At 61.5% G+C, this 23,160-nt stretch carries 17 protein-coding genes; 11 read left to right on the top strand and 6 right to left on the bottom strand.

Going from position 1 to position 23,160, the window contains the following annotated elements; translation table 11 throughout:
* Positions 1-120: 120 nt before the first annotated feature.
* Entirely contained in the window at positions 121-1,095 is a 975-nt protein-coding gene (locus ABC729_RS22800; RefSeq protein ID WP_495609906.1) for a glycosyltransferase family 2 protein, read from the bottom strand.
* A 617-nt stretch (positions 1,096-1,712) separates the two neighbouring features.
* On the opposite strand from ABC729_RS22800, the gene ABC729_RS22795 reads away from it, so the two are divergent.
* The 7 genes from ABC729_RS22795 to ABC729_RS22765 all read left to right on the top strand — a co-directional run bounded on the left by ABC729_RS22795 (position 1,713) and on the right by ABC729_RS22765 (position 14,292).
* Positions 1,713-7,022: a beta strand repeat-containing protein gene (locus ABC729_RS22795; RefSeq protein ID WP_495609905.1), complete on the top strand. Its 5,310-nt coding sequence runs from the start codon at positions 1,713-1,715 to the stop codon at positions 7,020-7,022.
* Positions 7,023-7,184: 162 nt separating this feature from the next.
* Positions 7,185-8,726 carry a class I SAM-dependent methyltransferase gene (locus tag ABC729_RS22790; RefSeq protein ID WP_495609904.1) on the top strand — a complete coding sequence of 514 codons (1,542 nt, stop codon included), beginning with the start codon at positions 7,185-7,187 and terminating at the stop codon, positions 8,724-8,726.
* 10 nt (positions 8,727-8,736) lie between these two features.
* A complete protein-coding gene (locus ABC729_RS22785) occupies positions 8,737-9,954 on the top strand; it encodes a glycosyltransferase family 4 protein (protein ID WP_495609903.1) in 1,218 nt (405 codons plus the stop codon).
* A 3-nt stretch (positions 9,955-9,957) separates the two neighbouring features.
* On the top strand, positions 9,958-10,500 hold the full coding sequence (locus tag ABC729_RS22780; protein ID WP_495609902.1) for a hypothetical protein: 543 nt from the start codon (positions 9,958-9,960) through the stop codon (positions 10,498-10,500).
* A gap of 181 nt (positions 10,501-10,681) precedes the next feature.
* Entirely contained in the window at positions 10,682-12,451 is a 1,770-nt protein-coding gene (locus ABC729_RS22775) for a type I secretion system permease/ATPase (RefSeq protein ID WP_495609901.1), read from the top strand.
* Positions 12,452-12,490: 39 nt separating this feature from the next.
* The gene (locus ABC729_RS22770; RefSeq protein WP_495609900.1) at positions 12,491-13,840 is read left to right on the top strand and encodes an HlyD family type I secretion periplasmic adaptor subunit; all 1,350 of its coding nucleotides are present in this window, start codon (positions 12,491-12,493) and stop codon (positions 13,838-13,840) included.
* A 17-nt stretch (positions 13,841-13,857) separates the two neighbouring features.
* On the top strand, positions 13,858-14,292 hold the full coding sequence (locus ABC729_RS22765) for a hypothetical protein (RefSeq protein WP_495609899.1): 435 nt from the start codon (positions 13,858-13,860) through the stop codon (positions 14,290-14,292).
* Positions 14,293-14,336: 44 nt separating this feature from the next.
* On the opposite strand, the gene ABC729_RS22760 is transcribed toward ABC729_RS22765, so the two are convergent.
* The 3 genes from ABC729_RS22760 to ABC729_RS22750 all read right to left on the bottom strand — a co-directional run bounded on the left by ABC729_RS22760 (position 14,337) and on the right by ABC729_RS22750 (position 16,560).
* Positions 14,337-15,275, bottom strand: coding sequence for a 3-keto-disaccharide hydrolase (locus tag ABC729_RS22760; protein ID WP_495609898.1), 939 nt, complete (start codon positions 15,273-15,275; stop codon positions 14,337-14,339).
* Between the two features lie 80 nt (positions 15,276-15,355).
* The gene (locus ABC729_RS22755) at positions 15,356-15,817 is read right to left on the bottom strand and encodes a GNAT family N-acetyltransferase (RefSeq protein WP_495609897.1); all 462 of its coding nucleotides are present in this window, start codon (positions 15,815-15,817) and stop codon (positions 15,356-15,358) included.
* On the bottom strand, positions 15,814-16,560 hold the full coding sequence (locus ABC729_RS22750; protein WP_495609896.1) for a Sir2 family NAD-dependent protein deacetylase: 747 nt from the start codon (positions 16,558-16,560) through the stop codon (positions 15,814-15,816). Before ABC729_RS22750 ends, ABC729_RS22755 begins: the two co-directional genes overlap by 4 nt.
* Before the next feature lie 119 nt (positions 16,561-16,679).
* On the opposite strand from ABC729_RS22750, the gene ABC729_RS22745 reads away from it, so the two are divergent.
* Positions 16,680-17,141: a low molecular weight protein-tyrosine-phosphatase gene (locus tag ABC729_RS22745; RefSeq protein WP_495609895.1), complete on the top strand. Its 462-nt coding sequence runs from the start codon at positions 16,680-16,682 to the stop codon at positions 17,139-17,141.
* Here ABC729_RS22745 and ABC729_RS22740 read toward each other — a convergent pair.
* Positions 17,131-18,096 carry a LytTR family DNA-binding domain-containing protein gene (locus ABC729_RS22740; protein WP_495609894.1) on the bottom strand — a complete coding sequence of 322 codons (966 nt, stop codon included), beginning with the start codon at positions 18,094-18,096 and terminating at the stop codon, positions 17,131-17,133. The two genes, ABC729_RS22745 and ABC729_RS22740, sit on opposite strands and share 11 nt — an antisense overlap.
* 23 nt (positions 18,097-18,119) lie before the next feature.
* Between ABC729_RS22740 and ABC729_RS22735 the strand changes: the two genes are divergently transcribed.
* The 3 genes from ABC729_RS22735 to mutS all read left to right on the top strand — a co-directional run bounded on the left by ABC729_RS22735 (position 18,120) and on the right by mutS (position 22,700).
* Positions 18,120-19,304, top strand: coding sequence for an acyltransferase family protein (locus tag ABC729_RS22735; protein WP_495609893.1), 1,185 nt, complete (start codon positions 18,120-18,122; stop codon positions 19,302-19,304).
* A 72-nt stretch (positions 19,305-19,376) separates the two neighbouring features.
* The gene (locus tag ABC729_RS22730) at positions 19,377-19,940 is read left to right on the top strand and encodes a PAS domain-containing protein (protein WP_495609892.1); all 564 of its coding nucleotides are present in this window, start codon (positions 19,377-19,379) and stop codon (positions 19,938-19,940) included.
* 102 nt (positions 19,941-20,042) lie between these two features.
* The gene (gene mutS, locus ABC729_RS22725; protein ID WP_495610182.1) at positions 20,043-22,700 is read left to right on the top strand and encodes a DNA mismatch repair protein MutS; all 2,658 of its coding nucleotides are present in this window, start codon (positions 20,043-20,045) and stop codon (positions 22,698-22,700) included.
* Here mutS and ABC729_RS22720 read toward each other — a convergent pair whose 3' ends face one another.
* Complete coding sequence (locus tag ABC729_RS22720) at positions 22,701-23,126, bottom strand: hypothetical protein (RefSeq protein WP_495609891.1); 426 nt, start codon at positions 23,124-23,126, stop codon at positions 22,701-22,703.
* Between the last annotated feature and the right edge of the window lie 34 nt (positions 23,127-23,160).

Below are 23,160 nucleotides of genomic sequence, written 5' to 3'. Positions count from 1 at the left end.
TATTTCCACGTCATCAAGGCAGTTTTGAGACGGCCGGGCCATTGCTGCCGCGGACCGGCATGTGCCTGGAAGTGGAATGTCGCGGCTTCTCTCACGCCCGGTACAACCCGTCAAGCCGCATCACCGCACGTCCTTATAGTCGATGCGCCGGAAATTGAAGGCGATACGGAAGACCATGCCGATCCGGTCCCATTGTCCCCGGCGCATGCGGTTGGCGACGGTGATCAACAGCCCGGCCATCACCGTGGGCATGGCATAGGGAAAGTGCCGCCACGTGATCCGCAACCGGTTGCGGATATTATAGAAGTCGGCCAGGAGGCTGATATCCTGCCGCTTGCCCCCTGTCGATCCGCCTTCCTTATGATAGACAAGGCTGGCCGGAGCGTAGCCGAGCGCGAAGCGGCCCACGCCCTTCCGGCAATAATCGACCTCCTCCAGATAGAGGAAGTAGCTGGCGTCCATCAGCCCCACCTGCTCCAGCCAGGGACGGCTGATCAGCATGGCGGCGCCGACGACGAAATCCAGCCTTGTGCCGGCAAACCGGGTGGCCTCCGCGACGGGCTGGGCGTGGCCGATCAGGCGGACCATCCCCGTCCACCTGTTATACTGTGCGCCGCCCGCCGCCTGCATGATGTTCGGGCGGTCGTGATAGGCCAGCGTAGAGCCGACGATGCCCTGATCCGGGTGGGCGGCGGCATGGGCTAGCACCTGCGAGAGCGCGTCGGGCGCTACTTCCGTGTCATTGTTAAGGACCCAGCAATGGGTCATTTCAGGGTCGCGGAGGGCGAGGCGCAGACCGACATTGTTGCCGCCGGCGTAGCCATAATTGTCGGCGTTGCGGATCAGGACGGCACGGGCACTGGTCTGTGCCTCGGCGACATCCGCCTCCGACACCTCCATCCAGTCGTCGCGGAAGCGATCACCCAGCGCAGCCCGCAGCCGGGCGAGAGAATCATCAGGGGAAGCGTTGTCACAGACCGCCAGCCGCCAGTTATCCTCCCCCATGGCCAGAAGGCTGTCGATGCAGCTGATTGTGTCGTCCGCTCCCTTCCAGTTCAGCAGGACAATCCAAATCGGACGCTTAAAGACAGCCATGATTCCCCCTTATGTCGCGGCAGGTCCGGGATAGACCGGCCCCTTCGGCGCCGTCAACGCGCCTTGTGGTCCCGCGTCGCAGCATTTCTCGAATCAATGGGGCTTTCCCGTGCGTGTCCGGGGGGGTGTCGGGGGGCGATGGTCCCTGCTCAGTGAGGTTCCCCACCCGGCAATTTTTGCTGCCATGGCGTTGCGGAAATGCCACAGTTTGAGGGGTGAAAAAATTATCAAATAAATTCAATAAGTTACAGAGCGTTCTTCAAGCACCCCAAATCAACAGCGACCTCATGTTAGTGAGTTGCTGAACTTTTGTGAATCCGACGTATCGCTTTCGCCAAATTGCCTCTTGCGTGGCGTGGTTCCCTCGCATAAAGAACCTAATGCGCAAGTACGGTGCAATCAGTCAGGATGGTTCAGCAGAACGAGCAAATTCACTTTCACACATGGTCGTTGCTTCCGCGGTGTGCGGTCGACCACTGAGGCCGCACGGTCTTCCAACTGCCATATGCAACTGGGCTCCCGGTTGCGATTTGCCCTTTGGGCTCGGTGTTGTTCCTACCTGAGTAAGTTGTACCAGTCAGGCGCTGCCTAATAGCCAACTCACGGAGAATCCTACGATGGCTCTCAATTCCCGTCTCGTCTTCAACGAGACTTACTACCTGGCTCAGAACACGGACGTGGCTAACGCGATCGGTAAGGTTCTGGATAAGGCTGGGACGATCTTCACTTCGGGTCTGGACCACTTCAATCGCGCTGGCGCCGCCGAAGGCCGCGTTGCAACTCCGCTGTTCAATGTTGATGCCTACAAGGCCAACAACCCGGACCTGGCTGAGGCTGGCATCACGACCGACGCTCAGCTGCGCGCGCATTTCTATGCCTACGGCGCTGCCGAGGGCCGCAACGCCCTGTCGTCCACGGTGTTCAACCTGGACTACTACAAGGCCCAGAATGCCGATCTCGTGAATGCCGGCCTGAGCGACGCTCAGATCGTCCGTCACTTCTACGAGTATGGTGCTGCCGAAGGCCGCGTCGCGACCGTGAACTTCTCGGTGGCCGCTTACAAGGCTGCCAACGCCGATCTGGCTGGTCTGTCTGACGCGGTTGCTCGCGCTCACTGGTACACCTACGGTGCCGGTGAAGGCCGCGCTTTCCCGCAGCTGCCGCAGTCCTTCACCGTTGCGCCGACCACCAACACGGTGACCGAGGGTAATGCTCTGACCTTCACCGTGACCTCGGCTCTGCCGGTCACCGAAGCGACGACCTTCACCTACAACATCACCGGCGACACCAACGGCGGCACGCTGACCGCGTCGAAGGCCGAAGATTTCGCCACGCTGACCGGCACCGTGACGATCCCGGCCGGCGCCACCTCCATCACCTTCACCGTTACGCCGACCAACGACGGCTCGGCTGAAGGTCTGGAAGGTTTCCGCGTTGCCCTGTTCAACTCCGGTCTGGTGGTCGTCGCGCAGAGCAATGTCGTTGCTGTCCAGGACGGTATCGCCAGCCAGACCATCGCGCTGACGGCTGCCATTGATACGGCCACCGGCAACACCAACAACGACACCTTCACCGCGTCCAGCACGACCCTGAGCGTGTTCGACACGATCGATGGCGCTGCTGGTACCGATACGCTGACCGTGTCGGGTGCTGGTAATGTCGACACCACCGGCCTGACCGGCCTGACGGTTCGTAACGTTGAAGTTGTCAACTTCCAGCTGTCCGATGCCGCTTCGTCCGTCACGGCCAACACCACCGGCTGGACTGGCGTGACCACGGTCAACGCCACGGTCGGCGCCAAGGCCACCCTGACGCTGTCTGATACGACCGACACCACGATCACCGTGTCGGCCATTGACGTCGCGAACAGCGCTGTTGCCACCACCGGTGGCCGCAATGTCACCATCACGGCTGTCAACACCGTTTCCGACGGTGGCGATACGACCGCTGATATCACCGTGACCAAGGCCACGGGTGCGGTAAACGTCACCAACACGAACCGTCTGGCCGGTGCCGTTGACGGTACTGACGTGACTGTTACGGGCGGCACCACCGTCAACGTGACGCAGAGCACGTCCAACTCCACCGTCAATACCACGGCCACCCAGGGTAACGTCTCCGTTACCGGCACTGCCGTGACCACCGCTGTGACCGTGTCGCAGTCGGCTGTCACGACCGCCAAGTCCGACGTTGCCGGTATCGCCGCTGGTGATGTGACCGTGACGGACGTGAACGCTTCCAGCGCCACGGCTGCCGGCACGATCGCTTCGGTGACCCTGGCCAATTTCGGCACCGCTACGCTGGACTCCAGCGCGCTGACCACGGTCATCGCCTCGGGTACTGGCACGGCGCTGAATATCGGTCGCGGCAACCTGACGGCCACCCCGACTGCCAATACCCTGAACCTGAACCTGAACGGTCTGACGACTTCGGGCGCGGTGACGGATACTGAAGCGGCTTCCGACGATGGTTTCACCACCATCGCCATCACGACCGCTTCGGGCAACTCCTCGCTGGCGACCCTGTCTGTGGCTGACGCCACCGCCATCACTGTCGCCGGTGACAAGAACCTGACCATCACCACCCTGACGGCTGGCGCCCTGACCTCCGTGGCCAACAATGGCACCGGCAATCTGACGATCAGCTCCGAACTGGGCGTGAATGTCGGCTACACCGGCGGTTCGGGTGCGGACAGCGTTGCTCTGGGTGCCACGACCAAGGCCATCACCCTGGGTGCCGGCGACGACACCGCGACGGTGAGCGCTTCTGCTCTGGGGACCGGTGGTTCGATCAACGGCGGCGACGGCACCGACACCATCGCTCTGTCGGTTTCCGCTGCTGCCACGGCTTCGGGTGACTCGAAGTTCCAGGGGACCATCTCCAACTTCGAACGTCTGAGCCTGACCGGCACCGACGGCGGCACCGTCAATCTCGCCAATCTGGGTGGTATCAATCACATCACCGTCGGCGGTGTCACCACTGGCTTGACCCTGAACGGTGCTACTTCCGGTTCGACGCTGGTTGCCAACACCTCCGCTTCGGGCACCATTACGGCTGCTCTGAATGCTGACGGGACCAATGACAGCATCTCGGTCAACATCAGCGGCTCCTCGGCTCGTACTCACACGAACCTGACCCTGACGGGCTTCGAGAATGTGACGTTCAATACCGATGACTCGGCTTCGACCCCGACGGACATTGCGCACGCTGTGACCACGCTGACCAACACGTCGGCTAAGTCCATCACGGTGGCGGGTGATGCCGGTCTGAATCTGGGTACCTTCGCTGGTACGGCTTTGACCTCGTTCAATGCCAGTGCTGTGACGAAGGGCGCAGTCACGTACACCACGGGCAACTTGGCGGCAGCCGCCACGCTGACCGGTGGTGCGGGCAACGATACTCTGAATGCGAGCGCGGCTCAGACGGCCAGCGTTACGCTTGATGGCAACGCCGGCGATGACACGCTGACGGGTTCGCTGACCAAGTCCAGCACGCTGTCCGGCGGTGTTGGTAATGACAGCCTCACGGGTGGTCGCGCTGCTGACACGATCAATGGTGGCGACGGCACTGATACGTTTGTTGCTACTATTGCCACCAAGGGCGATATCGGTGGTTCGGTCGCTGTCAATGGTGTGGTGATCAACCTGAGCGCAGACACTCTGACCCAGGCTCAGGTGTTCGCGGCTACTGGCCCCTCGAACAACGGCCTGTTCCTGTCTTCTGCCGGGTCTACGGTTGCTGCGAACACCGCTGCCTACCTGTTCACCAACGAGTCTTCGACGGCTCCGGTGATCGTCGATACGCTGATCAGCATTGAGAATGCGACCGGCACCGCTGAAAAGGACTACATTGTCGGTTCTGCTGGTGCTAACTCGCTTGTTGGCGGCGCTGAAGCCGACACCATCAATGGTGGTGACGGTAACGACACGGTCGCGGGTGATGCTGGTGCCGACAGCCTGCTGGGTGGTGCTGGCGCTGACAGCATCACTGGTGGTGCTGATGTCGACACTATCAATGGCGGTGCGGGTAATGACACGATCGCTGGTGCGGTCGATGATGCCTCGCTGATCGGTGGTGACGGCACGGATACCCTGCAGATTGGCGCTGCCTTTGATGATGCCAACGACGCGCAGATTGCTACGATCGAGGCGGTTTCGGTTACTGCCGACAACCTGACGATCACGCTGGCGGACCAGACGGAAACGGCTGGCTTCGTGGTGACGCTCGCCACCGCGACGCATAAGTTCAACTTCACTGGTTCCCAGGGTGCCGATAGCATCACTGGCGGTGATGCGGCTGATACCATTGTTGGTGGTACTGGCAACGACACCCTGAATGGTGGCGCTGGTGCGGACACCATCACCGGCGGCACGGGCGTTGACAGCATCCTGGGCGGTGCTGGTAACGACACGATCGTTGGGTTGCAGGATGATGCTCTGATTGATGGTGGTGCGGATACCGACCTTCTGCAGGTTGGTGCCTCCTTCACCCAGGCGACTGACAGCGCGCTGATTAACGTTGAAAGCATCACTCTGACGGCGGCGACGACCCTGGTCCTGACCGGCCAGACCGAGGCCTTCACCATCACGGGTGACGCTGGTGCCGATAGCATCACTGCCGGCTCGGGTGCAGACTCGATCACCAGCAGCGGTGGCGCTGACACCATCTCCGGTGCGGCTGGTAACGACACCATCGCCGGTGTTCAGGCCAACGCATCGATCATTGGTGGCGACGGCACCGACACCCTGCAGATTGGCGCCGCCTTTGATGACGCCAATGACGCGCAGATTGCTACGATCGAAAATGTCTCGGTTACGGCCGACAACTTGACGATCACCCTGGCGGACCAGACGGAAACGGCTGGTTTCGTGGTGACGCTCGCCACCGCGTCGCACAAGTTCAACTTCACGGGTTCGAAGGGTACGGACAGCATCACCGGTGGTGACGCTGCTGACACCATCGTCGGTGCCGAAGGCAACGACACCCTGAATGGTGGTGCGGGTGCCGATACCATCACCGGCGGTGACGGCGTTGACAGCATCCTGGGCGGTGCTGGTAACGACACGATCGTCGGTGTGCAGGACGACGCTCTGCTGGACGGTGGTGCCGATACAGACACGTTGAACATCGGTGCGGCTTTCACCTCCACGGGTGACGGCCAGATCGCCAACGTTGAGAACGTGGCGATTACCGCCGATAACGTCGCGGTTGTTCTGACGAACCAGACCGAAGGCTTCAACTTCACGCTGGGTACGTCGACCCATAAGTTCAACCTGACTGCCGGTGCCGGTGCTGATACGATCACCGGTGGAACCGCTGCTGACACCATCATCGGTGGTGATGGTGCTGATACCATCACTGGCGGTCAGGGTGCTGACAGCATCACCGGTGGTAACGGCAATGACGTCTACATCATGGGTGGTTCGGGCTCTCTGTCGAACTATGTCAGTGCCAATGCAGATACGATTGCATTCGTCTCTGGCGATGTGATCCGTCTGGATGTTGCTGGGCCGACGGGTGCGTCTTCTCAGGCGGACAATACCTTCGGTACACTTGTTGGTGTTAACAACGCCGCTATCAGCTTGGCTTCGGCTGGTCCGGTTGCTCTGGGTTCTGCTTTCCAGTCGGGTGCCGCAGGTGCGACCATTGCCGGTACTACGGCAGTGTTTGAGCTGACCGGCACGTTGGCTGGTGGCACTGCCGCTAGTGACGTGGTTACTGCGCTGGGTGCGTCTGCGACTATCGGTACGATGAATGCTGCTGATCAGTTCTTCATCATCACCTACCGTACCGGTAACTTTGCGGACATCTGGCTGTTCGACTCGTCCGATACGTCCAACATTGCTGCCGGCGAATTGTCCTTGGTTGCCACCCTGTCGGGTGTTGCCGCTGACGCGCTGTCGGGCACTGACTTCGCCTTCATCTAAGAAGATTGGCTGAAGTTGACTGGAGCCGGCCCCGAAAGGGGCCGGCTTTTTTTCATGGGTACGCCAATGCCAGCTTGCCTTATGCGGTGTCGCTTGACATTCTCACGGCCCTTGGCGGCTCTCATACCCGATTGACCGTAGAAGCCAATAGTCTTGGAGTTGATGATGAGTGTGTGGACAGATGGTTATGTCAGCGACATTCAATATACGGCGGGTTTCTACCGTGAGATGACGCCTGGCTTTTTGTCCACGTTGTTGAACATTCAGGGCTACCACGCGCCTGACGCCGCTAGCTCCTTCACCTACTGCGAACTCGGGTGCGGTCAGGGCTTTGGTACCAATATCTTTGCGGCGAGTTATCCGAATGGCCGGTTTTGGGGTGTGGACTTCAATCCCGCCCAGGTGTCAAACGCTCGTCGTCTCGCGTCAAAGGCCGGCTTGACCAATATTGAGTTTATCGAGGAAAGCTTTGAAGGCTTGGCGAAAGGTGCGTGCCCGAACCTTCCCTCCTTTGACTACATCACACTGCACGGTATTTACTCCTGGATATCCTTTGAGAATCGCGAATTCATTATCGACTTTATCTCCAAGTACCTGAAACCCGGTGGCGTTGTTTATATCAGCTATAATTGCTTGCCCGGCTGGGCCAATGTGGCTCCGGTCCAACGTCTGATCCGCGAACATGCCGCCCTCAATCCGGGGCGCAGTGATCAGCAGATGGAAGGTGCTGTTCGTTTCATTGAACAGCTGCGAGAGGCGAAAGCCGGCTTCTTCGTTGTCAACCCGTCAATGGCGACGCGGTTGGACGGAATGAAGACGGCCAACAGGAACTATCTGGCCCACGAGTATCTGAACGCCTCATGGAACCCGTCGTATCACGCCGACGTTGTCCGCGATCTCGACCGCGCCAAGCTGAATTTCGCCGCGTCGGCAACGGTGCTTGAAAATCTGGATATGTTCAGTGTGCCGGAGCCCGTGCGCAAGGTTCTTGCCGATGTGAGCAATCCGGTCATGGTCCAGACCATCAAGGATTTTGCGGTCAACCAGGCCTTCCGCAGAGATATCTTTGTTCGCGGCGCCTCAAAGATGGGGCGCTTGGAACATGAAGCGACCCTTCGTACCCTGAAGCTGCGGTCGTCGATACGACGCGAGGACAGCACGACCGAGTTCAAGACACCGCTTGGCTCGGCCAAGGGAATCCCGGAAGTCTATGATACGTTCATGGACATGGCCTGTGGGTCCGAAGCTGTTTCTGTTGGCGAACTTCTTGCCAATCCGACATTGGCAAAGCATGGGCTGAACATCCTGGTCCAGACCTACCAGATGCTGTTGGCGAACATGCAGGCCCACCCGGCCATGCCTGCGGCGAGTAAAGTGAGCGCTGCCGCCTTCAATCTGGCCGTGGCCGATGACATCATCATGGGGGCAGAGCTGGGCGCTGTCGCCTCACCGGTGCTTGGTACGGGTCTCGGCTTGACCTTTATTGAGGCCTGCGGCCTCCGCGCATTGGCGGGGATGTCAGACATCAACATTGACATTGCAGTCGACAATGTTTGGTCAGAGATGCGCCGTGGTGCACGACGCCTCTTGAAGGATGGCAAGCCCATTCAGTCAGACGCGGAGAATATCGCGGGGCTGAAACCACTGGTGCAGCAGATGATCGATACGCGTCTGCCTCTTTGGCGCAAGCTGGGTATCATTTGAGGATCTGAGTGTGCGTATCCTTTTCGTTCATCAGAATTTCCCGGCGCAGTTCAAACATCTCGCGCCCGCCCTCGTCGGGCGCGGGCATGAGGTGAAGGCACTCGCTATAAAGGGCAGCGATCTGGCGGGTGTCGATATTCACCGCTACAAGACAACTCGGGGCAGTACCGCGGGATTGCATCCGTTTGCGACGGATTTCGAGACCAAGCTCATTCGGGGCGAAGCCTGCGGCATGGCTGCGGAAGAACTGCGTCGAAACGGATATGTCCCCGACCTGATCATCGCCCACCCCGGTTGGGGAGAGGCCTTGTTTCTAAAAGATATCTGGCCGTCGGCACCGCAACTGCATTTTCTGGAGTTTCACTATGGCAGCCAGGGCAGTGATGTCGGCTTTGACCCAGAGTTCCGCAAGGACGGCTGGCAGGACGCCGCACGGACGCGGGCTAAGAATGCCAGCAGCATGCTGAATCTGGAGTTGATGGACGCGGCCTATAGCCCGACCCATTGGCAGAAATCATCCTATCCGCGTTTCGCCCAGCCCAAGATCGAGGTCATCCATGACGGCATCGACACTGATGCGCTGACCCCCAATGCCAAGGCATCCTTGACCTTGGAGGGGCGCAAGATCGTGCTGCGGCCGGGGATGAAGGTTGTCACCTTCATCAACCGCAATTTGGAGCCGTATCGCGGCTATCATAGTTTCATGCGCGCATTGCCCATGATGCAGCGCCTGATGCCGGATGCGCTATTTGTCATTATCGGTGGCGATGATGTCTCCTATGGTGCGCGCCCACCGGCCGGGAAGACCTGGAAACAGATCTATCTGGCGGAGGTCCAGGATCAGCTTGACCTGGCACGCACGGTCTTTGTCGGCACCGTCCCTTATCCGGTTTTCAAAGGACTGATGCAGATCAGCGCCGCTCATGTTTACCTGACCTATCCCTTTGTCCTCAGCTGGTCGATGCTGGAGGCCATGGCATGCGGTGCGCCGATCATTGGCAGTGCGACGCCACCCGTCCAAGAGATTATCGATCACGGTCGCAACGGCCTTCTTGTCGATTTCTTCGACTACGAGAATATCGCGACGACTGTTGCCGAGGTCGTCAATAACCCTGATCGTTACACTCAGATCAGGGCCGCCGCCCGACAAACTGTCATTGATGGCTACGATCTTAATAGAATTTGCCTGCCAAGGCAGGTTGAACTTATTGAACGAATGGGGCGGTAACCGATGGCATTGCCCGGAACCGGTCAGCATCTTGATATTGGCTATGACGCCGACCAGGACCGGATTCTGGTGATTTACCGAAGTGCGGGTGATCGTCGGGCGTATGCGCTTACCCGTCGTCTTGTGCGGGGGCTTCTTGGTGGCTTGGTGACGGTTCTGATGCGCAGCTCCGATATGGTGGCGCGGGCCAGCACCGATGTTCGTTCAGATGTGCTTCTGTTTGAACATATGAGCGCCATGTCGCGACGCCCGACCATTAGCACGGATGCGCGCGCGCAATCCCCAACGCCTGTAGGTAACATCCTGGACGAAGATACGCATCTGCTGCATCAGGTCGATCTGACCGTGCAGAAAGATCAGGTTCAGTTGACCTTTGTCGCCAGTGACCTAGACAGGGTCAGCGTCGTCATGTCGCGGGATAATGCCCATCAGATCGTTAGCATGCTGTACGAGCGCACCTTGCTGGCGCAATGGGATCTGCGGGAGTTCGAATGGCTGGAAAGGCGCGGCCAAATTGTTGTTCCGCAAGGAATCAGCGTTAGTTAGACGCTCTTTGTTCCTTGTGGTTCCGGCCCTGCGCGGCCAGTTATACCCGTTTCGCCACCGAACTACAGCAACTCACTGATGTTGCTTTGCTGTAACGACGGGGATAAAGTGCGCGCCGGTATTCCGATGCTGCGCCTATTCAGGGTGGCATGTTGGAATTGACCCTTGTCAGGCGAGTGCGATGAAAATTCAGGTCCCCAACCGCCCCGCAGGCGCACAATCTCCGCTGCGGCAGGCGCTTCAGAAATCCGCCCGTGCATTCGGGTTTGTCGGGGTTTTCAGCTTCTTCATTAATCTGTTGATGCTGGCTGCGCCCATATACATGTTGCAGGTCTATGACCGCGTGCTGACCGCGCGCAGCGAAGCTACGCTGCTTTATATCAGCCTGATCATTGCCACCATGATGATGATCATGGCGTTGCTGGAGGTGATCAGGTCTCGCGTGCTGGTTCGTGTCAGCAGCAAGATGGACCAAACCCTTGGGTCCAAGGTTTTCGACGCAATCTTCGCGCTTAATCTGCGTGCACCCGCCGCAAATCGTAGCCAGTCGCTGCGTGACTTGGATACGGTTCGGCAGTTTGTTACCTCACAGGGGCCTTTTGCCTTTTTTGATGCGCCGTGGGCTCCTATTTTCATCGGTATTGTTTGTTTGATGCACCCGCTGCTGGGCTTGGTTGCTCTGGGCGGTGCTGTTGTTCTGTTTGCGTTGGCCTGGGCTACTGAGGTTGTTACCAAGAAGCCACTCTCTGAGGCCAATGGTCATGGCCTGCGCGCGCAGGCCTTCGCTGAGGCCAGTCTGAAGAACAGTGAGGTCCTGGCCGCCATGGGAATGCTGCCTGGTATTCGCCGCCGTTGGCGCGTGAACCAGGACAAGGCGATGCTTTTGCAGTCCGTTGCCAGCGATAATGCGGGCTTCATCAGCGCGATGACGAAGTTCACCCGTATGTTTGTGCAGTCCGCGATCCTGGGCATGGGCGCCTATCTGGCGCTTGAGAACGAGATCACCCCGGGTGTCATGATCGCCGCCTCCATCATCATGGGCCGTGGTCTGGCACCGGTTGAGCAGGCCATTGGTTCCTGGAAGATGTTTGTCAGCGCGCGCGGTGCCTACACTAGGCTGAATGAGCTGCTGCTCGCTTTCAATAACGATACTGAGACGATGGAACTGCCGCCCCCGCAGGGAAATCTGGCTGTTGAGCGTGTTGTTGCCGTGCCGCCGGGCGGAACCAGCCCGACGATCAAGGGGGTCAGTTTTGGCCTTGCCGCGGGCGAGTCACTTGCCATTGTCGGGCCGAGTGCCGCGGGTAAGTCGACCCTGGCCCGCCTGCTGGTGGGTGTATGGGGCGCGCATAGCGGTTCCGTCCGTCTGGACGGCGCAGACGTTTTCACTTGGAAGCACGAAAGCCTGGGGCCCCATATTGGCTATCTTCCCCAGGATGTGGAAATTTTTGACGGTACGATCAAGGACAACATCGCCCGATTTGGCGCTGTTGATCCGGCAAAGGTCGTGGAAGCGGCACAGCTGGCCGGCGTGCATGAGATGATCCTGCGCCTGCCTAATGGTTACGATACCTTGATCGGACCTGGTGGCATCGCGCTCTCCGGTGGTCAGCGCCAGCGGTTGGGTCTGGCACGGGCTGTCTATGACAATCCCCGTTTTGTTGTCCTGGATGAACCGAATTCCAACCTTGATAGCGACGGCGAAGCGGCCTTGGTCCAGGGCTTGATGAAGCTGAGAGAGCGCAAGGCTACGGTCATTCTCATCTCCCATCGCCCAAGCATTATGAACCATGTCGATAAGATCCTGGTTCTGCGCGACGGCCTGGTCGAGATGTTCGGACCCAAGCAGGATGTCCTGGCCCGTCTGACGCGTCCGGTTGCGCAGCCCCAACAGGTGCAGCAGCAGCCGGCCCCCGGCCAGATCGCCCCTTCCGCCAGCACGAGCGCCTAATTGAGCGCCGCTGGCCGACCCTCATCGAAAGTGTCGAACATGATGAAGCTACTGACTGCTAAAACCGCCCTTCCGGCTTTGCCGGAAACAGGCGATATACCGCAGCCCCCCACAGACGAAATGCCGGTGGTGCGCACTGGCCTATTATTAATCACCGCCGCCTTTGGCAGTCTGCTGATATGGTCTCTTGCGGCACCGATCGCGAAGGGCGTTGTTGCTGCGGGCCTTGTCGGTGCTGACAGTAACCGCAAGGTCATACAGCATCTTGAAGGTGGCATTGTCGCCGAAATCCTGGCTCGTGATGGTACCGCTGTAAAAGCCGGTGACGTGCTTCTGCGCTTGGACGAAGTGACGTCGCAGGCCCAGCGTGATGTCCTTTACGGTCAGTTCCTGACGGCCAAGGCTCAGGAAGCCCGTTTCATCGCGGAGCGTGATCAGCTCAAAGAGATTAAATTCCCGACGGAACTGCAGGGTGCCGGCGACAATGGCCGCAACGCGGCTATTCGTCAGTCAGAGGTTGAAATCTTCAAATCCCGGCGTGACGCGATCAGTGGCCAGCTTTCCATTTTGGATCAGCGTGTCAAGCAGCTGGAGGAGCAGAGCAAGGGGCTTGCCGCCCAGGTTTCGGCGAATACGCAGCAGATTACCCTGATCGACAGTGAACTTGAGGGGCTCCAACAGCTCTTCGAGAAGGGCTATGCGTCCAAGACCCGCTTGCTCGAACTGCAGCGCCGCCGTGCCGAACTCGATGGCGACCGTGGCAATTACGAGGCGGAGATCGCCCGCAACAAGGTGGCCAGCGGCGAGGCCCGACTTCAGGCCATTCAGGTCCGTAAGCAGTTCGAAGAGGATGTGGCCAAGGGGCTGGCCGATGCTCAGGCCAAGGTCTTCGACCTGCAGGACCGGCTGACCAGCGCCACCGACGTGTTGCAGCGGCGTGAGGTCAAGGCACCGACGGACGGCATCATCGTAAATTCGCGGGTCCACACAGTAGGCGGCGTTGTCCGGACGGGTGATCCGCTGATGGAACTGGTGCCGACCAATGACGATCTGATCATTGAAGCCATGGTTTCGCCCATGGATGTCGATGTCGCGGCACCGGGAATGGATGCGGAAGTGCGCTTCTCCTCCCTGTCAACGCGCCATATTCCCATCTTGACCGGGATTGTGGAGACGGTTGCTGCGGATGCGACCACGGATCAGCATGGCAATCGCTTCTTCATGGCGCGGGTACGCGTCGGTAAGGATCAACTGGTGCATCTGAATGGCCAGAAGCTGGTGTCCGGTATGCCTGCTGAAGTGCTGATCAAGGCCGGCGAGCGATCCGTCATCGAGTATCTGATGCGGCCGCTGACCGACAGCTTCTTCAAGGCCTTCAAGGAAACCTGACAAGGGGAGGGCGGAGCATGATCCCCGCACAGGGCGGCTCCGGCCTGATCTGGCGTATCCAGGCAGCACCCCGCGATCTTTCGCGGGGCATTGCCGAATGCGAGCTGCCGGCCAATTGCTTGGTTGTTCCAGACGCAACTTGGCAGGGCATGGTGCCGGATGCGGCCTTTGTCGAATGCCCGACATATTTTCTGGAGGACAAGGCCGGCTTCGTGGCGTTGCTGGCCTTCTTCGTGGTCAATTCCCTGCGTTTCCGGCTCTATGCCCGGGCCCCGCAGGGGGAGGCGGATGGGCTTCTTATGGCTTATCCGCGTCTGGACGACGCCACCATGAACATGTTGCGCCACTTTGATCCGCGTTCAGCGCAGCAGATCAGCATGCTGTGGCAGCGCCTGGAGGCGTTCCTGGGGCGTATCGCGCTGCCGGGACCGCCGGATCCAGGCCTTTTATAGCAATGGAAAAGGGGCGCTTCCCGGCGGGAGCCCCCCTTTTTCGTTTACTTCACGATAATGCGCGGCAGCCGGTCGATAGGTGTCAGTGTGACGCGCCGGAACAGGGTTTCTGCCCCTTCCGATTGAAACTGTATACGACCCTTGGTCAGGGCCACGCGGCTACCATCTTCGTTCAGCACCGACAGGTCGCGCAGTTCCATGACCGGCACGCCATTGACCACATGGATGGCCCTGTCACCCAGGACAAAAAGGTCCAGCACGTTCCATTGCCCGACGGGCCGTTCGGCATCGGTCGCGGCCTCTACGTTCCAGGCCGGCTGTTCCACGGTGATGGCACGGCCGCCCACCATATAACGGCGCTGCGGGTCGATCAGCGACCGGTCACGCCCGGCGTCGGTCACCGGTTTCACCATGGTGCCGACGGGCACCACCATGCCGGTGGAACCGAACATGATCTCGAACTCCACCGCCGGCATCCAGGTGCCATAGACCGCACCATCGGCCCCGAAGGAATGGTAGAGCAGGCCATTATTCTCCGGCAGGTTCAGGCGTGGTGCGTGGCGCTTGCCCGTCCATTTGTACTCCAGCCGCAGATGGTAGTTCCCGAACACGCCCTTATGCACGATGGAGCCCCAGGTGGCGCCATCGACACGCAGGGCCGGTTCACCGTCCAGCATCAGGGCCGTGAACATCGGGTCCCCGCCGGGCCGCGCCCCGATCGGCTTCTCGCTCTTGTTCACATAGGTGATGGACGGGTCGTGATAGCCCAGCCAGATATCCCAGTCCGACAGGTCCTTGCCATTCAGCAGGGTAATGGCGGGACCGGTGGGGGAGGGGATTTCCGTAAGTGTCAGGCGTTGGGGGTTGAACAAAGGATCGCCGGCCAGGATGGCCTCAAGCTTCGGGTCCGTTTCCGCCATTGCTGGTATCCCGGCCAGCATCAGGAAAAGAACGGCCAATCCCCGCCCTGCAACAACCCGCATCCCTGCCTCCCTTATGATTGATAGCGCTGTCAATTTTGATCGCACTATGGCTCAGCAAAAGCGGGCAGGGAAGGGAATAATCACAGCTGTTTTTCCATGAAGATACTGGCCCCGCCACCGCAGGGATAATCCCCGAACGATCCGCAAGGGGTGAAGCCCAGGCGGCGGTACAGCCCCACGGCCTCGCGCTGAAGCTCCCCGGTCTCCAGCTTCAAAAGCCGGATACCCTCCGCAAGGGCCAGTTCCTCCAGCCGGGCCATGACCAGACCGGCGATGCCGCGCCCGCGATGCACGGGATCGACATACATGCGCTTCACCTCCGCATAGCCGTCGGCGTCTATGCGGATGGCGCCGCAGCCGACCGCCCGGCCATCGCGGCGGGCCAGCAGGAAGCGGATATCCGGGGATTTCAGCTGTTGCGGGTCCAGCAGGTGGTTTTCCTCCGGCTGATACAGTTCACCCAGATAATGATCCAGGTCGGCGATCAGGGTGCGGGCCTCCGGCAAGGTCGGGTCGGCCAGTTCCACCGTGAAATGGGTCATCGAACACTCTCCAGCAAACCATTCACCAGGGCCGGCACCGTCTGCGTGGCCGGCCCATACAGGCCGCCATCAAACCGGCCGCCCGTTTCCTCCATATTCACTTCCACCGTTACGGCACCATTGGCCCGCGCGGCGGCCACGAATCCGGCGGCGGGATAGACGGTGCCCGACGTGCCAATGGCGATGAACAGGGCGGCCTCGTCCAGTGCCTCCCCGATCTCGTCCATATAAAGCGGCATCTCACCGAACCAGACGATATGGGGGCGCAGGGTGCCCCGACCTCCGCAATCCGGGCAGACATTGTCCACGGCCAGATCGCCTCTGAAGGCCGCCATCCGGTCACAGCCAGCACAGCGGATTTTCAGCAACTCCCCATGCATATGCAGCATCCGTGCGGACCCCGCCCGGTCATGCAGATCATCGACATTCTGGGTGACCAGCAGGAACGGCCCCCGCCATTCCCGCTCCAGCCGCACCAGCGCCTGATGCGCTTCGTTCGGCTGCACGTCCGGGTGCAGAACGGCGCGGCGGCGGGCATTGTAGAAACCCTGGACGCGGGCCGGGTCTCGGGCAAAGGCCTGCGGCGTCGCCACATCCTCCAGCCGTTCCTTCTCCCACAGCCCGTCACCGTCGCGAAAGGTCAGCAGACCCGATTCCCGGCTGATACCGGCACCGGTCAGGATGAATAGGCCGGCATCGGGCCGAAGCCCCTGCAACAGGCGTTTCAGATGGGGATTGATCATCAGGGAAATCTGGGCAAGCTGGAAAGATAGCGCTGTCAGGGTGGCACGGACATGCGCGCGGGACAAGCCCTTGGACAGATGTTAAGACAGGAACCCCTGTCTCCATCCGGGTAATCCAGATGCGTTCCGTGCTTTTCGTCTGTACCGGCAATATCTGTCGCTCCCCCACGGCGGACGGGGTGTTCCGAAAGCTGGTGGCCGATGCTGGGCTGGATGTGCTGGTCGATGGGGCAGGAACCCATGGCTATCACATTGGCGACCCGCCCGATCCGCGCAGCATCCAGGCCGCCCGGGTGCGCGGCTATGACCTTTCCCCCTTGCGGGCGCGAAAACTGGTGGCGGCGGATTTTACGCGCTTTGATCTCATCCTGGCCATGGATCGCGGTCATCTGGACATCATGCGCCGTATGGCACCCGCCGGGTCCGCCGCCGAACTGTCCCTGTTCGCCGACAACGCCCCCGCCCCCTGGCGCGGGCGTGACGTTCCCGACCCCTATTATGGTGGTGCCGAGGGGTTCGTGGAGGTGCTGGACATGGTGGAGGCAGGGGCCAAGGCCCTGCTCACACGCTTCAGCCGTTGAAGCTTCCTTTGCGCAAGCTTTCCAGCGCGTCGGGGAAGCGCCGCGACAGGGGGGCCTTGCTGCCATCTGATAGGGTAACCGCGTAATCGCCCGATCCTTCCGGCTCCAGCCCCCGCACATGTGCGCGGTTGACCAGCCAGGACCGGTGCGTCCGCAGCAAGCCATGCACGGACAGTTCCCCGGTCAATTGCGTCAGGGTGGCCCGCATCAATGGCTGCCGCCCATCGGCCAGCAGGAATTCCGCATAGTTCCCCGCCGACCGCACGGCCATGATATCGGCCACGTTCACGCGCAGCAGCCGGGCACCGTCGCGGATGTCAAACTGTGCCGTTGATGGCGGTGCGCTGGCTGGGATCGGCGTTTCGGGTGCGGGGATGGGCGGTTGGGCCTTATGGCCGCGCCCATGCCCGAACAGCAGGAAAATGCCGCAGACCACCAGATAGGTCATCACATCCTTGCGACCCTCATAGACCAGGACTCCGGCGCTCAGATTGAATCGGTAATCCAGATCGAACAGGATGCCCGCCCCATTGCGCAGCAGCGCCATGCCCGCACTGTGCAGCAGGCTGAACAGCAGGGCCGCTGGCAGATGCAGCAACAATACCCATCCCCAGGGCGGGTTCAGCGGTGCCCGGCCCAGGGTCCAGGCAGGGATCCAGCACAGGCACAGGATGGAAACGGCGCTGCTGAATTCCGTCAGGATGGGCAGCCAGAAGGGCCAGCCATCGCGGTCGTCCCAGGCCGACATGGTGTTGACCATGGCGAACAGCAGGGTCAGGGGCACCAGCACCAGATAGGGCCGAAAGCCGCCCAAACCGGGGCTTTCGCCGTTCGTCCCGCCGCTCGTCACAGCGATCATGCCGTCCGTCACACCCGTGTCAGGGCCGGTTCCGCCCGTCCCCGCCGCCTTGCCGGCCTGGGCACGCCAGGGCCAGAAGCGGGGGCCGGCACCCATTTCCCGCTTCTCGGATGATGAAGATGACGATGACAAACCCTGCCCCATCCGTCCCGCCTGCCCCTGGCCAGCGCCTGCCATTCCTGGACTGGGTCCGGGTCGGCGCCTTCGCTCTGTTGATCCTTTACCATGTCGGCATGTTCTATGTGACCTGGGATTGGCATGTGAAGAGCCAGCATGTGGGGCCGGCGCTGGAGCCGCTGATGCTGCTGTCCAATCCCTGGCGCCTGTCGCTGCTGTTCCTGATCTCTGGCGTCGCCACCCGCTTCATGGCCGACCGGATGGGGCCGGGGGAACTGGCACGCTCCCGCCTGCCGCGCCTGGGCATTCCGCTGCTGTTCGTGATGGCGGTGCTGGTGGTGCCCCAGCCTTATTATGAGGTGGTGGAGAAGATCCAGTATGACGGCGGTTTCCTGGCCTTCTATGGCCGCTACCTGTCCTTCTATCAGGGGTTCTGCCGGGGCGATGACTGCCTGACCCTGCCTACCTGGAACCATATGTGGTTCGTGGCCTATCTGCTGCTTTATACGGGTCTGCTGTCGTTGATCCTGGTGGCGGGTGGCGGGCGTTTCCTGATCCGGTTAGGGCAGGGGGCGTGGACGCGGCGGCCCTGGATGCTGCTGCTGCTGCCCATGCTGATCCTGGTGGGGTTGCGCCTCAGCCTTTATGACAGGTTTCCCGTCACTCACAACCTTACCTGGGACTGGTATAACCACGCCGTCAGCTTCGGCATGTTCCTGCTGGGTTATGCCATTGCCCGCAATGGCGATCTGTTCGACCGGCTGGCGGGCATGCGCTGGGGGGCGCTGGCGGTGGCGCTGCTGGCCTGGGGCGCTTATGTCTATTGCTGGTCGCTCTGGACCTTTCATGAGAATGACATGCCGTTCAGTGGCGATGTCTTGCGCCTGATTGCCCGGACATCCTATGGCATTGAACAATGGGCCATGATCCTGGCGGTCCTGGGCTTTGCCCGCCGGCATTTCAATCGCTCAACGCCGCTGCTGCGCTATCTGTCGGTCGGGGTGTTCCCCTTCTACATTATCCACCAGACCCTTATCGTGGTGGTCGGCCATCATCTGACGCCCTTGAACCTGCCTGTGGCGGTCGAGTCTCTGCTGCTGATCGCTGCTACGGTGGCCGGATGCTTCGCCACCTATGAGCTGGCGCGACGGGTGAAGCTGCTGGGACCTCTGTTGGGAGTCAGATAAGGCTTTCTTTACCCCTGGCAGTGCATTCTGTCCCCCGTCGGCGAACAGCCGGCGGGGGCTGCGGAGTGTGATGTGAGTGGCGTTGCCAATGTCCAGGACATGACGGGGATTGCCGCCGACGCCATTGTCGATGGCCGGCTGCGCGCCCTTGTCGAATACTGGGCCCGTGTGCGCGGGGCCGGGCGGGTGGCACCCGCCCGCAACGACCTGAATCCCGCCGACATGCAGCCGTTGCTGCCCTGGGTCATGCTGCTGGACGTCGTGAGCGGGGATTATCGTTACCGTCTGGTCGGCACCGGGATCGACGGTTTGTTCGGGCGTGCCCTGACGGGCAGCACCTTGCGTCAATCCTGGCCGGCGCATCTGGGTGACCATTGGCGGCACTGGATGGACCGGGCCAGTCAGGATGCCTGCCCCGTGGCCAGTTCCGCCCTGGTCAATACACGGCGCGGTCGGCTACGGCTGGATGCCGTCATCCTGCCGCTGTCCAATCGCCAGCCCGGTCGTATCGACATGCTGCTCTGCGGTCTGATGGGTGCTTCTGTCCGCCACCGCGCCTCCCCCCTGTTGCGCCCCGCCGATGAGGTGGTGGAGGATCAGTTGGTCTCGTTTGAGGCGGCCCCACTGACGGTTTGAGGCGGCGGCGGCAGGGTGCTAGGGTGGCGGCCCCTTCCGGCAGACCTATGACCGCCCGTGACCGACAGCAGCACCCGCCCCGACAGCGCCCCCGTCTCCCCCATGATGGCGCAATATCTGGAGATCAAGCGGCAGCATCCCGGCTCGCTGCTGTTCTACCGTATGGGCGATTTCTATGAGCTGTTCTTTGACGACGCGGTGCAGGCGGCGGGTGCGCTGGACATCACCCTGACCAAGCGCGGCCAGCATCAGGGGGAGGATATCCCCATGTGTGGCGTGCCCGTCCATTCCCATGAACAATACCTTTCCCGCCTGATCCGCGCCGGCTTCCGCGTTGCCATCTGTGAACAGACCGAAGACCCCGCAGAGGCCAAGAAGCGCGGCAGTAAATCCGTGGTGCGCCGCGACGTGGTGCGCGTGGTCACCCCCGGCACCATCACCGAGGATGGGCTGCTGGACGCCCGGTCCAATAACTACCTGGCCGCCATGGCAGAGGCGGGAGGAGAGGGGGCGCTTGCGTGGCTGGACCTGTCCACGGGCGAGTTGACCTTGTCACCCGTAGAGCGCGCCAATCTGCCCTCGCTGCTGGCCCGCCTGTCGCCGGGTGAATTGCTGCTGCCGGAACGGTTGAGCCAGGTGGAGGAGCTGTCGCCGCTCTGGGATGAATGGCGGTCCCGCCTGACCATTCAGCCCAATGCGCGATTCGACAGTGAGAATGGCCGCAAGCGCCTGCTGGCGCTCTATAATGTCGGCACCCTGGATGCGTTCGGTGCCTTTGGCCGGGCAGAGGTGGCCGCCGCCGGTGCCTTGGTCGACTATGTGGAACTGACGCAGAAGGGTCGTCTGCCGCGTTTTGACGTGCCGCGCCGTCTGGCCGCGGGGCAAGTGATGGAGATCGACCCCGCCACCCGCCGCAACCTGGAACTGACCCGCACCCTGACCGGTGAACGGCGCGGCAGCCTGCTGGCCGCCATTGACCGCACCGTTACCGGGGCCGGTGCGCGGCTGCTGGCCGGGCGGTTATCGGCCCCGCTGACCGATTCGGCGCGGATTGATCGGCGGCTGGATATGGTCGCCTATCTGGCCGGCGAGAGCGCGCTGCGCCTGGATATTCGCGAGGAATTGCGCCGCACCCCGGATGTGGAGCGCGCCCTGACCCGCCTGACCCTGGACCGGGGCAGCCCGCGTGATCTGGCCGCCGTGCGCGATGCGCTGGAACGGGCCGTATCCCTGCGCGGGCGTCTGGCCTATGGCAATGGCGGCATCGGCGCGCCGCTGCCGGCGGGCATGGCCCGCATCGTCCATGGTCTGGCGGGCGGGCGTGGGGCCGATCATGAGGCGTTGATCGGCCTGCTGTCGCGGGCGCTGGGTCCCGATCTGCCCATGCTGGCCCGCGATGGCGGCTTCGTGGCGGCCGGGTATTCCGGGCCTCTGGATGAATTGCGGGCGCTGCGCGATGACAGCCGCCGGCACATCGCCAACCTGCAGGCCCAATATGTGGATGCCACGGGCATCGCCTCGCTGAAGATCCGGCACAATAATGTTCTGGGCTATTATATCGAGGTCACGGCAGTTCATGCCGACAAGCTGATGTCGGAAAAGCACCGGGCCGATTTCATCCATCGCCAGACAATGGCGGGGGCGGTACGATTCACCACCGTCGCCCTGTCGGAACTGGAGCGTAAGGTGGCAGAGGCCGGCGACCGGTCCCTGGCGCTGGAGCTGGAGATTTTCGGACAGCTGGTGAAGGCCGTCATCGATCTGGCCGACCCCATCGCCACCACCGCCCGGGCACTGGCCACCCTGGATGTCACTGCGTCGCTGGCCGATCTGGCGGTCGATGGCGGTTGGTGCCGGCCGGAAATGGCCAACGACCTGTCCTTTGACGTGCGCGGCGGGCGGCATCCCGTGGTCGAACAGGCCTTGGCCGAAAATGGCGGCGGGCCTTTCGTGGCCAATGATTGCGACCTGTCACCGGGACAGCGCCTGTGGCTGCTGACCGGTCCCAACATGGCCGGTAAATCAACCTTCCTGCGCCAGAACGCCCTGATCGCTGTGCTGGCGCAGATGGGGTCCTATGTGCCGGCGCGCACGGCCCGCATCGGCACCGTGGACAAGCTGTTCAGCCGTGTGGGTGCCGCCGACGATCTGGCGCGCGGGCGTTCCACCTTCATGGTGGAGATGGTGGAAACTGCCACCATCCTGAACCAGGCGACCCGCCATTCCCTGGTCATTCTGGATGAGATCGGGCGCGGCACCGCCACCTTTGACGGTCTCTCCATCGCCTGGGCCTGTGTGGAACATCTGCATGAGGCGGCGCGCTGCCGTGGTCTGTTTGCCACGCATTATCACGAGCTGACGGCCCTGTCGTCGAAACTGCCGGACCTGTCCTGTCACACGATGCGGATCAAGGAATGGCGGGGCGATGTCATCTTCCTGCATGAAGTGGCCGCCGGTGCCGCCGACCGCTCCTATGGCATCCATGTCGCGCGCTTGGCCGGTCTGCCGCCGCAGGTCATTTCGCGTGCGGAACAGGTATTGCAAATCCTGGAGAAGGGCGATCAGGCCAGTGCCGCCAGCCGGCTGGCCGATGATCTCCCCCTGTTCGCCGCCATGGCTGCGAAACCTGCCCCACGTCAGGTCATTTCGGAGCCGGAACCATCTGTGGTGGAGACGGAACTGCGCACTATCAACCCGGATGAGCTGACGCCGCGTCAGGCGCTGGACGCGCTTTATAGGTTACGCGGATTGCTGGCCTGATCAGCCGGTCAGCAGACTGGTGATCAGCACATCCTCAATCACCGGCTGGCCGATGATGCCGTTGGCCAACTGGCGGACATGGCGCTTCATATCCGCCAGCTGGGCTGGTCCGGAATTGCGGGTCAGGCTGCCATCGGCCGGCAACTCCTCGGTCAGCTTGCCCACGATACGGGGCATGTAATTATTCACCAGCGCCGACTCTTCCGGCAGTTTCTCCGTCTTGCGCACCACCAGCTGCATGACCAACCGGATGAAGGCATAGCGTTCCTTGCCCGGCAGCAGCAGGGGCGGGACATTGATGAAGCGCAGTTTGGGGTCGTCAGCAGGGCTGCCTTCTGCCCAGGACTGCCCCGGCAGTGTCAAACCAGCCAGGGCGGCCACGCCCAAGCCCAGGATATGGCGCCTGTCCGCCACGCGAATACGCATCTGCCTGCCCCTCGTGATGCCCCGTCACCCTGGG

The organism is Niveispirillum sp. CC-CTL257 (assembly GCF_059489915.1).
The sequence above is the reverse complement of the archived record's forward strand: the minus strand, read 5'-3'. Positions and strand labels throughout refer to the sequence as shown.